The organism is Burkholderia sp. HAN2018 (assembly GCF_024704855.1).
GTDB classification, from domain to species: Bacteria; Pseudomonadota; Gammaproteobacteria; order Burkholderiales; family Burkholderiaceae; genus Burkholderia; species Burkholderia cepacia.
In genome coordinates, this window is record NZ_QOBB01000214.1 from 1 (window position 1) to 11,849 (window position 11,849).

The window sequence follows — 11,849 nt, forward strand, 5'->3', positions numbered from 1 at the left end:
GCCGCGACGCGTTTCGCGGCCGGCACGACGGGCTGCGGCGCGCAGGCTTCGGACAGCACGTCCTCCGGCAGCGCGAGCACGACCGGGCCGGGCCGGCCGGCGGTCGCGACGTGGAACGCATGGCTCAGGTACTCGGGAATGCGGCGCGGATCGTCGATCTGCGCGACCCATTTCGCCATCTGGCCGAACATCCGCCGGTAGTCGATTTCCTGGAAGGCTTCGCGGTCGAGGTGCTCGCGCGCGCACTGGCCGACGAACAGGATCATCGGCGTCGAATCCTGGAACGCGGTGTGTACGCCGATCGACGCATGGGTCGCGCCGGGCCCGCGCGTGACGAACGCGATGCCGGGGCGGCCGGTCAGCTTGCCGACCGCCTCGGCCATGTTCGCGGCGGCCGCCTCGTGGCGGCAGACGACCGTCTGGATGCGCGCGGTGTCGTCCGCCAGCGCATCGAGTACGGCGAGGAAACTCTCGCCGGGCACGCAGAACACGCGTTCGACGTGATTGGCGAGCAACGCATCGACGAGCAGTCGCGCGCCGGTGGTGGCGGGCTGCTCGAGATCCTTGGAATGCGACATGGGCTGCCGTCTCCCTGGGTAGCGGGACGTACAGCTTACGCCTGTCGGCGGGGCGCCGGTACGGCGGCCGGCGAAAAGTGTCGGAACGCGGGGCGGGTCGGGCGGCGCGTCTTGCCTGCTCGCCGGGTTCGGCTGGCCGAAAGGACGACTGGTGCGCGATTGCCGGACGGTGGACAGTGGAGGCTGCCGGCATCGAGCCGGACAGGACGATCCGCTGCCACGGTCAGGCGGGCGGCGAATTGCGTCGAACCACGTGTCTTTTCGCCGCAATTGACCGGCCGCCGGCAGTGGATATCTCCGGCCTATCGCGAGCCGCCTGCATGATCACTTCGGAGTCGTGTACACACATGGATTTACATTGCCTCGGAAACACCCTAAAGTACATCCATCGTACACACGCATGGGAGATCGACATGCATACCACGAGGGTGTTTCGGAACGGCAACTCACAGGCCGTACGGATTCCGGCGGATCTTGCTTACGAGCGCAGCGATATCGAGCTCGAAATCGAACGGATCGGCGACGAAATCCGTATTCGGCCCATGCGGCGGCCGTTGACCGGCGTGCTCGAGAAGTTCGCGAAATTCGGGCCGGATTTCATGGCCGAAGGGCGTGGCGACCACGAACAGGCCGACCGCGAGGGCTTGTGATGGCGCGCTACATGCTCGACACCAACATGTGCATCTACCTGATGAAGAATCAGCCGGAACAGGTCGCGAGACGATTTGCGCAGTGCTACACGGGGGACGTCGTGATGTCGGCGATTACCTATGCCGAGCTCGAGTACGGCGTGACCGTGTGTGTACGTCCGGCCCGGGAGCGCAGCAATCTTGCCGCGCTGATCGAGGATATCCCGGTTGCGCCGTTCGACGCGCCGGCCGCGCAAGCGTACGGCCCTGTCCGCGAAGCGACCCGCGATCGGAAGAAGGATCATCTCGACAAACTGATCGCGGCGCATGCGGTGTCGCTCGACGTCGTGCTCGTGACCAACAACGAGCGGGATTTCGCGAGCTACCCGGGCGTGCGGCTGGAGAACTGGCTGAGCGACTAGCGTGCCCGGCAGGCGTGACGCAACGCTCGCCATGTCCGGCGGTCATGCAGGGTATCGATTCGCCCCGCACGACCGCCGTTACTGCATCAGCACTCGACGATATTCACCGCGAGCCCGCCGCGCGACGTTTCCTTGTACTTCGTCTTCATGTCGGCGCCGGTCTCGCGCATCGTCTTGATCACCGAATCGAGCGACACGTAGTGCGAGCCGTCGCCGCGCAACGCCATGCGTGCCGCATTGACCGCCTTCACCGACGCCATCGCGTTGCGCTCGATGCAGGGAATCTGCACCATCCCGCCGACCGGGTCGCAGGTGAGGCCGAGGTTGTGCTCCATCCCGATCTCGGCCGCGTTCTCGACCTGTTGCGGCGTGCCGCCGAGCACGGCCGCGAGCGCGCCCGCCGCCATCGAGCACGCGACGCCCACTTCGCCCTGGCAGCCGACTTCCGCGCCGGAGATCGACGCATTCAGCTTGTAGAGAATGCCGATCGCGGCGGCGGTGAGCAGGAAGTCGATCACGCCCTGCTCGTTCGCGCCCGGCGTGAAGCGCGTGTAGTAGTGCAGCACGGCGGGGATGATGCCGGCCGCGCCGTTGGTCGGCGCGGTCACGACGCGCCCGCCGGCCGCGTTTTCCTCGTTGACCGCGATCGCGTACAGGTTGATCCAGTCGATCATCGACAGCGGATCCTGCAGCGCACGCTCCGGGCTGCCCGTCAGCGTGCGGTACAGCTGCGGCGCGCGGCGCTTGACCTGGAACGGGCCGGGCAGGTTGCCGTCGGCATCCGGGTTGCCGATTCCGCAGCCGCGCGACACGCACGACTGCATCACCGCCCAGATCTTCAGCAGGCCGTCGCGCGTCTCTTCCTCGGTGTGCCACGCGCGCTCGTTTTCCCACATCAGCTGCGCGATCGACTTGCCGGTCGACTCGGTCAGCGCGAGCAGCTCGGCGCCGGTGCGGAACGGGTGCGTCATCTGCTCGGCCGCGCTCAGCACCTTCGTGTTCGGCGCGCCGGCCGTCACGACGAAGCCGCCGCCGACCGACAGGTAGGTGCGCTCGACCAGCACCGCGCCGTTCGCGTCGCTCGCGCGCAGCTTCATCCCGTTCGGATGCTCGGGCAGCGCCTGGCGGTAGAACGCGATGTTCTCCTTCAGCACGAACGGCACCGGGTGCGTGCCGAGCAGCGCGAGCTTCTTCGACTGGCGGACGTCTTCCAGCCGCGCGTCGATCGTGTCGGGATCGACGGTGTCGGGCGCGTCGCCGAGCAGGCCGAGCATCACGCCGCGGTCGGTGCCGTGGCCCTTGCCGGTGGCGCCGAGCGAGCCGTACAGCTCGACCTTCACGTGGGCGGTCGCGTCGAGCATCCCGTCGCGCTCGAGGCCCTGGACGAACATCAGCGCCGCGCGCATCGGCCCGACCGTATGCGAACTGGACGGACCGATACCGATCTTGAAGAGGTCAAAGACGCTGACTGCCATTTCGATTCCTGCCTTGCTTTAAGAGTAGTGCTAGCGCGCCTGCAATGGCAGGCACGCGGCGAGCCATGCGGGCGGCGTTGGGGAAAGTTGCTGCGCGACGCGGGCATAGCGCCCGTCGAGCCGCGCGGCCAGATGAAAGAGTTCGGTGGCGTTTTTCGGGTCCCACTGCCCCGTGTAGCCCGGCAGGCCGGCTTCGCGGCGCTTCGCGTCGAACGGCACCGGCGAATTCACGAATTCCTCGTGCGTTTTCTCGCCGAGCGCGTACGGCACGAGCCAGTCGAGCGCGGCCTCCAGGGTCGCACCGTTCGTGCCGCGCTCGCGCAGCCAGTTGCGGTTGAAGCGGCGCGCGGCGAGCGCGGCCGTCACCAGCGGCTGCAGGTCGTAGACCGCGTAGTGCAGCGCATCGCGCTCCTCGAAATCCCACGTCTTGCCGTCCGGGCCGATGTTGTCGGCCAGATGCTCGACGAACAGCCGCTGCGCGGCGTTCATCATCCTGCGGTCGCCGAGCGTGAACGCGGACAGCGCGATCAGCTTGATCCGGTGGCTCTGCCAGTTGTTGCGCCAGGTGCCGGTGAGCGGGCGCTTCTGCGCGTCGATCTGCGCGACATAACCGGCGCCGAGCTTCGCGATGAACGCCGCGGTCGCGTTGCGGGTCTTCACCGGCAGCGCGCTTGCGGTCATGTCGTACGCGACGATCAGGCTGTCGAAACGCGTCTCGTCGATCGGGTTGAAGCTCGGCTGGTAGGTGCCGACCCACGCGGACAGGAAGCGGTCGACGAGCTGCAGGTAGCGCGGCGCGTTCGTCACGCGCCACGCGAGCGCGGCATCGCGCATCAGGTCGAGATCCTTCAGCGCGGCGGCGCTCTGGTCGTAGATGCCTTCGTGCGGCAGCGTGCCCTCGGTGTGCACGCGCGCCATCGCCTTCGGCTGCTCGCCGATGCGTGCGTCGACGCTGCGGATCAGCGCCTGGACGCCCGGCTCGGCCTGCGTCGTCTCGCTCGCCTGCAGGGCCGGCGCCGCGCAGAAATTCATCGCCGCGCGCGCGCTGCCGCACGCGCCGAGGCCTGCAGCGGCCAACGACAGCGACGCGACGAACATCGGCACGAAGCGGCGCGCGCGCGGCCGCCCTTGCAGTGCACCATGGCCCGGAAACATCGGACGCACCATGCGGAACTCCTTCATTGGCTGGATCGCGTGTGATGTTAGCCGGATTGGCGCACGAACGTGCACGGGTTCGAGCGGCGAACAAAAAAACCGCACGCAACCCCGGGTTGCGTGCGGTGCGGGCACCATCGGACGGCTCCTGGCCTCGTGTGCGTTATGCGTATTCCGACATCGGCACGCACGAGCAGAACAGGTTGCGGTCGCCGTAGACGTTGTCCGCGCGGCCGACCGGCGGCCAGTACTTGTTCGTGCCGAGCGACGCGACCGGGTACGCGGCCTGCTCGCGCGAGTACGCGTGCGGCCATTCGTTCGCGGTGACGACGGCCGCCGTGTGCGGGGCGTGACGCAGCGGGTTGTCCTCGCGGTCGGCGCGGCCTTCCTCGACCGCACGGATTTCCTCGCGGATCGCGATCATCGCGGCGATGAAGCGGTCGAGTTCCTCCTGCGATTCCGATTCGGTCGGCTCGACCATCAGCGTGCCCGGCACCGGGAAGCTCATCGTCGGCGCGTGGAAGCCGTAATCCATCAGGCGCTTCGCGACGTCGTCGACGGTGATGCCGCTCGATTCCTTGATCGGGCGCAGGTCGAGAATGCACTCGTGCGCCACCAGCCCGCCCGGGCCCGAATACAGCACCGGGTAGTGCGGCGCGAGGCGCTTCGCGATGTAGTTCGCGTTGAGGATCGCGGTTTCCGTCGCGGCGGTCAGGTTCTTCGCGCCCATCATCGCGATGTACATCCACGAGATCGGCAGGATCGACGCCGAGCCGTACGGCGCGGCCGACACCGCGCCGATGCCGTTTTCGTCGCGCGAGTAGCCGGTCGAACGCTGGTTCGGCAGGAACTTCGCGAGGTGCGCGCCGACCGCGACCGGGCCGACGCCCGGGCCGCCGCCGCCGTGCGGGATGCAGAAGGTCTTGTGCAGGTTCAGGTGCGACACGTCGCCGCCGAACTGGCCCGGCGCGGTCAGGCCGACCATCGCGTTCATGTTCGCGCCGTCGACGTACACCTGGCCGCCGTGCGCATGCACGATCTCGCAGATCTCGCGGACGTTCTGCTCGAACACGCCGTGCGTCGACGGATACGTGATCATGATCGCCGCGAGGTCCTTCGCGTGCTCGTCGGCCTTGGCCTTGAGATCGGCGATGTCGACGTTGCCCTGCGCGTCGCAGGCGACGACCACGACCTTCATGCCGGCCATATGCGCGGAGGCCGGGTTCGTGCCGTGCGCGGATGCCGGGATCAGGCACACGTCGCGGTGCGCTTCGCCGCGCGATGCGTGGTAAGCGTGGATGATCAGCAGGCCCGCGTACTCGCCCTGCGAGCCGGCGTTCGGCTGCAGCGACACGGCCGCGTAGCCGGTGGCCGCGACGAGCATCTGCTCGAGCTGGTCGATCATCTCGCGGTAGCCGACGGTCTGCTCGGCCGGCGCGAACGGATGGATGCCGCCGAATTCGGGCCACGTGACCGGCAGCATTTCCGACGTCGCGTTCAGCTTCATCGTGCACGAGCCGAGCGGGATCATCGAGCGGTCGAGTGCGAGATCCTTGTCCGACAGGCTGCGCAGGTAGCGCAGCATTTCGGTTTCGGAATGGTGGCGGTTGAACACGTGGTGCGTCAGGTACGCGCTCGTGCGCTCGAGGCCGGCCGGCAGCGCGGCAACGCCGGCAAGGCCCGCGTCGAGGGCATCGACGGCCGGGGCGGTGCCGCCCGCGGCCTGCGCGAACACGGCGAGGAGATCAGCGAGGTCGTCGCGCGTCGTCGTTTCGTCGACCGACACGCCGACTTGCGTGTCGCTCACGCGGCGCAGGTTGATGCGCTTGGCCTTCGCGAGTTCGTGGACCTGCGCGGTGCGCGCGCCGGTATCGATCGTCAGCGTGTCGAAGAACGTGTCGTTGACGGTCGCGAAGCCGAGCTGCTTCACGCCGGCGGCGAAGAGGGCCGCGATGCGGTTCACGCGCAGCGCGATCGTCTTCAGGCCGTGCGGGCCGTGGTAGACCGCGTACATGCTGGCCATGATCGCGAGCAGCGCCTGCGCGGTACACACGTTCGAGGTCGCCTTCTCGCGGCGGATGTGCTGTTCGCGCGTCTGCAGCGCGAGGCGCAGCGCGGGCTTGCCCTGCGCGTCGACCGTCACGCCGACGAGGCGGCCTGGCATCTGGCGCTTGAATTCGTCACGCACCGCGAGATACGCGGCGTGCGGGCCGCCGAAGCCCATCGGCACGCCGAAGCGCTGCGTGTTGCCGATCGCGACGTCCGCGCCCCAGTCGCCGGGCGGCGTCAGCACGGTCAGCGCGAGCAGGTCGGCCGCGACGACCACGTGGCCACCGGCCGCGTGGATCGCTTCGGTGAGCGCGCGGTAGTCGCGCACGTCGCCGTTCACGCCCGGGTATTGCAGCAGCACGCCGAACGCATTCGCCTGCGCCGCGTCGGCGGCCGGGCCCGTCTTGACCTCGATGCCGACCGGCAGCGCGCGCGTGCGGATCACTTCGAGCGTTTGCGGCAGCACGTCGTCGGCGACGTAGAACACGTTCGACGCCGGCTTGCCGGTGCGTTGCAGCAGCGTCATCGCTTCAGCGGCGGCGGTGGCTTCATCGAGCAGCGACGCGTTCGAGATCGCGAGGCCCGTCAGGTCGGCGACCATCTGCTGGAAGTTCAGGAGCGCCTCGAGGCGGCCCTGGGAAATTTCGGGCTGGTACGGCGTGTAGGCCGTGTACCACGCCGGGTTTTCGAGCACGTTACGCAGGATCACGGCCGGCGTGTGCGTGTCGTGGTAACCCTGACCGATATACGAGCGGAACACCTGGTTCTTGTCCGCGAGAACCCGCAGCGCGGCGAGGGCTTCGGCCTCGCTCTTCGGCTGCGCGAACGGGCCGAGCGGCAGCGTTTCGGCGCGGCGGATCGAGGCCGGGATCACGGCGTCGATCAGGGCGGCGCGCGACGCGAAGCCGAGCGTGTCGAGCATGGCCTGCTGGCTGGTGGCGTCGGGGCCGATGTGGCGTTCGGCGAACGCGTCGTGCGTTTCGAGCGCGGCGAGCGAGAGGGGCGTGCGGTTCATCAGGCGGTCCGGGTGTTCGAGCTTCATGGCGTGACTCTGGTCCCGCGCGGGCCGGCCGGCGGCCGGCGTCGCGCGGTTCGGGTAAGGGAATTAGTCGATCAGCTTGCTGTAGGCGGCGGCGTCGAGCAGGCCGTCGGTCGATGCGCCGTCGGCGAGCTTGATCTTGAACAGCCACGTGTCGTACGCGTCGCTGTTCACTTCTTCCGGCGTGTCGACGGCGTCCGCGTTGATCGCGACCACCTCGCCCGACACCGGCGAATAGATGTCCGACGCGGCTTTCACCGATTCGACGACGCCGATCGCGTCGCCCGCCTTCACCTGCTTGCCGACGGCCGGCAGTTCGAGGAAAACGATGTCGCCGAGCGTGTTCTGCGCGTGATCGGTGATGCCGACCGTCAGCGTGCCGTCGGCTTCAGTGCGGATCCACTCGTGTTCGTCGGTGTACTTCAGATCGGCCGGGACGTTGCTCATCGGATGCTCCTGATAAAAGGGTTTGTTCGTTTTGCTGGCGCGCCGCCGGGGCGCGCCGGGTGTGGTGTTGCGCCAGGCGCCATCTCCCGGCTTCCCGGGAGGCGGGCCTCCCGGCCGTTACGCAGCGAGGACCTTGCCGTTGCGCACGAACGGCAGTTTTACCACGCGCGCGGGAAGATTCTTGTCTCGAATTTGCACCTGGACCACGTCGCCGATCTGGACGGCCGCCGGCACGCGCGCGAACGCGATCGATTCCTGCATCGACGGCGAGAACGTGCCGCTCGTGATCTCGCCTTCGCCGTGCGGCGTGACGACCTTCTGGTGCGCGCGCAGCACGCCGCCCGCCTTGCCGTTTTCCTTCTGCAGGATCAGGCCGACGAACGCGGCGCGGGTGCCGTTTGCTTCAAGGGCGGCGCGGCCGACGAAGTCGCGCGGCGCGCCGAGGTCGACCGTCCACGCGAGGCCCGCGTCGAGCGGGGAGACGGTGTCGTCCATGTCCTGGCCGTACAGGTTCATGCCGGCCTCGAGGCGCAGCGTGTCGCGCGCGCCGAGCCCGCACGGGCGCACGCCGTTCTGCTGCAGCGCGTTCCACAGCGCTTCGACGTGCACGGCCGGGACGATCACTTCGAAGCCGTCTTCGCCGGTATAGCCGGTGCGTGCGACGGTGAGATCGCCGAACGGCGTGCCGGCGACCTGCGCGGCGTTGAACGGCTTCAGCTCGCTCGTCGCGGCACGCGCGGCGGGCACGGTCGCCCAGGCCTTTTCGCGGGCGTTCGGGCCCTGTACGGCGATGATCGCGAAATCGCGGCGCGGCGCGATCGTGACGCCGTAGCCGCCTTGCTCGTTCAGCTGGTTGAACCACGCGATGTCTTTCTCGGCCGTGCCGGCGTTGACGACGACGCGGAAGAATTCTTCGGTGAAGTAGTAGACGATCAGGTCGTCGATGACGCCGCCCTGCGGATTGAGCAGGCACGAGTAGAGTGCCTTGCCGGGCGTCTTGAGCTTGCCGACGTTGTTCGCGATCGCGTGCTCGAAGAACGCGCGCACGCGGCTGCCGGTGAAATCGACGACGCACATGTGCGACACGTCGAACATGCCGGCGTCGGTGCGCACGGCTTCATGTTCTTCGATCTGCGAGCCGTAGTTGACGGGCATGTCCCAGCCGCCGAAGTCGACCATGCGGGCATTGAGCGCGCGGTGCGCGGCGTTGAGCGGGGTGTGATTCAGTGCAGTCATCGAGGCCTCAGGCAAGGCGCTTGCGCGCGGATCAGAACGGCCATGTGCCGACCACCGCGGCCGACGGCCTGCGAGCGATCCGGTACATGCCCCTCTGTCCTCGATACCTGAGAGATTGCGCTGCCGGCCAGGCCTGGCGAACGCGCGCCCCTTCGGTGGGCAGCCTGCCCGCGCAGCCTATGCGCTGCGGGCTACTGCCGCTCTCCAGAGTGCGGGGAGTGTGTGGCCCGCGCGATGCACGGACGAGGTTCCCCGACGCGGTCGGTCCTTTTGCCTGAGAGTTTGCGGGTGTGCCCCTTCGGCGGCGCAACCGGCTGGAACAGCACGGTCACACGCTCTCCCGACGCGTGCGGGCGACTGTACGCGAGCAGGTGGGCCTTGTCAATTTGAGCAAAAGAATGTCGCTTCGCGACAAGCGGCGGCAACCGGTGCCGCCGCTTTTTCCGCGCCGGCGGGCGCCGGTGCGTTACTCGCCGATCGCGCGCGCGGCCGTGTCGAGTTCCTGGTTCAGCACGCGCTGCTCGTCGCCGGACAGGCCGCCGCTGTGCTGCGCGGACATGTCGTTCGCTTCCTGGCGGATCACGTCGAGGCGGTGGTGAAGCTGCGCGCCGTACGGCGGCGGGTAGTAGCCGCCGTTCACGCGCGCATCGATGCGGCGATGCAGGTTGTCGATCCGGCCCTGGATCTGCTGCATCCGCTCGTTCGCGACGACTTGCGGATTCGGCCGCGGCGGAGGGGCCGGGCGAACCGGCTGCTGCGGCTGCACGATACAGGCCGCAAGCGAGGAAACCAGGACGCAGCACGCTGCTGCGCGAATCAACCGTTGCATCAACATTCTCCAGACGGATTGGTGTCGGATCGACTTTTTCGAGAAACGCGTCAGACCGGTCGGACGCTGACTTTCGTTCCCCCGGCATTTGTAACCGAATGTTCCTGTAATCGAATCCGCCGGGCCGGCCGCGCATGCCGGCCGGCCGTGACCGGCCGGCGCGCGGTGTCAGATCGTGCGGCGCACGAACGGCAGCCGGCGGCCGTCGTGCTCGCTCTGCGCGGCGAGCTCGATGATCGTCATCACGTCGACGGCATCCTGCGTGGTGACGGGGAACGGCGCGCCGTCGCGGATCGACGCGGCGAGCGCGCGGTAGAACTCCGCGTACTGGCCGTCGAGTGTCGGCACCGGGCGTTCGAGCTCGACCTCGCCGTCGAGCACGCGCAGCAGGCCCGGCGGGTTGCCGCCGCCGAATTCGACGTCGTCCGCGGTGAGGCCGGCCTTGAGCTGGTCTTCCTGCGTGTCGAGCCCGAACTTCTGGTAGCTGCCGCGTGTGCCGTGCAGCGTGAAGCGCGCGGGTTCGATCGCCGACAGCGCGCTCGCATGCAGCGCCACTTCCTTGTCCGGATAACCGAGCTGCAGGTGCACGAAATCGGGCGCCGTGCCGTTGTCGCGACGGGTCTTGACGGTCGCGCCCACCGTTTCGGGCAGGCCGAACAGCGCGAGCGCCTGGTCGATCAGGTGCGGGCCGAGGTCGAGCAGCAGGCCGCCGCCGCGGGCGGGCTCCTCGCGCCAGCGCGTGCGCGGCGTCGGGCGGAAGCGGTCGAAGTGCGACGCGAAGTACGTGAGCCGGCCGAGCTCGCCCGATTCGACGATGCGGCGCACGGTGAGGAAATCGCCGTCCCAGCGGCGGTTGTGGAACGGCGCGAACAGCCGGCTGCGCGCGTTCGCGAGCCGCGCGAGCGCAAGCGCCTCGTCGGCGGTGAGCGTGACGGGCTTGTCGACGACCACGTGGCGGCCGGCTTCGAGCACCTGGCGCGCGAGCGCGAAGTGCGTGTCGTTCGGCGTGGCGATCACCACGCATTCGATGTCGTCGAGGCCGAGCAGCGTGTCGAGATCGGGGACGACACGCGCGCCCGGATACGCGGCCTGCGCGCGATCGGGCTGCCCCGTCGCGATCGCGGCGACTTCAGTGCGGCCGCTCGTGGCGATGACCGGCGCGTGAAACGTCGCGCCGGCGAAACCGAAACCCATCAAACCAATCCTGAGCAATGACGACATGGCAATCCCTGGCTGCGAAGGAAACTAAAGGACGGTGCGCCGAGACGGCGCGAAGACGACCGGCTATTTTGGCATGGCGCCGCCGCTCGTACCGGGGCGTTCGGGCGACACGCGCGGTGCGATGCGGCACTTGCGCAAGGAAAGCCGGCATTTTGCGCGGGCCCGCGTGCCGACCGTGCGGGGTTTTGCCTGCCGGCCCGCGCGGTGAAAGGCCGGTGCCGGGGCGCCGTGCCGCGTCATGCGGCCGTCCGGCGCAGCACGGCGGCGGCGACTTGCGTGGCCCACACCGTGCAGGCGGCGGCACCGGGGTGGAAGCCGTCGGCGGCCATCAGGTGGCGCTCGAGCGGCAGCTCGACGCGCAGGAACGTGCAGTGCGGCTGCGTGGCGGCCCAGCCGGCGAGCGCCGTGTTGAGCCGTTTCGCGCGCAACCCGAGATACCACGCGAGCGGCTGCGGCAGCGCCGGAAAGCGCTCCATCGGCGGCACCGCCGACAGGATCGCGTGGCCGACCCGGAAGCGCGTGGCGAGCAGCCGGACGAGCTCGGCCTGCTGCGCCTGCCAGCGGGCCGGCGGCACGCCGCCCGTCACGTCGTTGACGCCGAGCGACGTGACGGCCACGTCGAACGGTTGGGCCGGTTCGGCGGCGAGCCAGTCGACGAGCTCCCGCGTGGTCAGGCCCGTGCGCGCGAGCAGCTTCCAGTGCACGCGGTGCGTGGCCGCGAGCGCGTTCGCCAGCTGCCCGGACAGCGCGTCGCGCTGCGTCGCGACGC

The 11,849-nt window shown here is 68.8% G+C and carries 11 protein-coding genes and 2 riboswitches; of the genes, 2 read left to right on the forward strand and 9 right to left on the reverse strand.

What is annotated here, in order from left to right; genetic code table 11:
* Window positions 1-578: thiamine pyrophosphate-binding protein (locus tag DPV74_RS33235; RefSeq protein ID WP_049117046.1), on the reverse strand; the 578-nt coding region annotated here is incomplete at its 3' end.
* Window positions 579-991: 413 nt separating this feature from the next.
* On the opposite strand from DPV74_RS33235, the gene vapB reads away from it, so the two are divergent.
* Window positions 992-1,228, forward strand: a complete 237-nt coding sequence (gene vapB, locus DPV74_RS33240; protein ID WP_059528333.1) for a type II toxin-antitoxin system VapB family antitoxin — start codon at window positions 992-994, stop codon at window positions 1,226-1,228.
* Window positions 1,228-1,629, forward strand: a complete 402-nt coding sequence (locus DPV74_RS33245) for a type II toxin-antitoxin system VapC family toxin (RefSeq protein WP_119338719.1) — start codon at window positions 1,228-1,230, stop codon at window positions 1,627-1,629. Before vapB ends, DPV74_RS33245 begins: the two co-directional genes overlap by 1 nt.
* An 86-nt stretch (window positions 1,630-1,715) precedes the next feature.
* Here DPV74_RS33245 and DPV74_RS33250 read toward each other — a convergent pair whose 3' ends face one another.
* The 8 genes from DPV74_RS33250 to DPV74_RS33285 form a co-directional block, all read right to left on the reverse strand.
* A complete protein-coding gene (locus DPV74_RS33250) occupies window positions 1,716-3,104 on the reverse strand; it encodes an L-serine ammonia-lyase (RefSeq protein ID WP_027788676.1) in 1,389 nt (462 codons plus the stop codon).
* A 30-nt stretch (window positions 3,105-3,134) separates the two neighbouring features.
* Window positions 3,135-4,271, reverse strand: coding sequence for an alginate lyase family protein (locus tag DPV74_RS33255; protein WP_027788675.1), 1,137 nt, complete (start codon window positions 4,269-4,271; stop codon window positions 3,135-3,137).
* Window positions 4,272-4,422: 151 nt separating this feature from the next.
* The gene (gene gcvP, locus DPV74_RS33260; RefSeq protein ID WP_119338720.1) at window positions 4,423-7,350 is read right to left on the reverse strand and encodes an aminomethyl-transferring glycine dehydrogenase; all 2,928 of its coding nucleotides are present in this window, start codon (window positions 7,348-7,350) and stop codon (window positions 4,423-4,425) included.
* Window positions 7,351-7,413: 63 nt separating this feature from the next.
* On the reverse strand, window positions 7,414-7,794 hold the full coding sequence (gcvH, locus tag DPV74_RS33265) for a glycine cleavage system protein GcvH (RefSeq protein ID WP_027788673.1): 381 nt from the start codon (window positions 7,792-7,794) through the stop codon (window positions 7,414-7,416).
* Window positions 7,795-7,911: 117 nt separating this feature from the next.
* A complete protein-coding gene (gene gcvT / locus DPV74_RS33270) occupies window positions 7,912-9,030 on the reverse strand; it encodes a glycine cleavage system aminomethyltransferase GcvT (protein WP_059694458.1) in 1,119 nt (372 codons plus the stop codon).
* Between the two features lie 84 nt (window positions 9,031-9,114).
* A riboswitch (glycine riboswitch) is annotated at window positions 9,115-9,248 on the reverse strand.
* Between the two features lie 33 nt (window positions 9,249-9,281).
* A riboswitch (glycine riboswitch) is annotated at window positions 9,282-9,383 on the reverse strand.
* 113 nt (window positions 9,384-9,496) lie between these two features.
* Entirely contained in the window at window positions 9,497-9,859 is a 363-nt protein-coding gene (locus DPV74_RS33275) for a hypothetical protein (protein WP_027788671.1), read from the reverse strand.
* 168 nt (window positions 9,860-10,027) lie between these two features.
* Window positions 10,028-11,080, reverse strand: a complete 1,053-nt coding sequence (locus DPV74_RS33280; protein WP_119338721.1) for an oxidoreductase — start codon at window positions 11,078-11,080, stop codon at window positions 10,028-10,030.
* Window positions 11,081-11,316: 236 nt separating this feature from the next.
* The coding region (locus DPV74_RS33285) for an SGNH/GDSL hydrolase family protein (protein WP_162923204.1) at window positions 11,317-11,849 on the reverse strand (533 nt) is incomplete at its 5' end.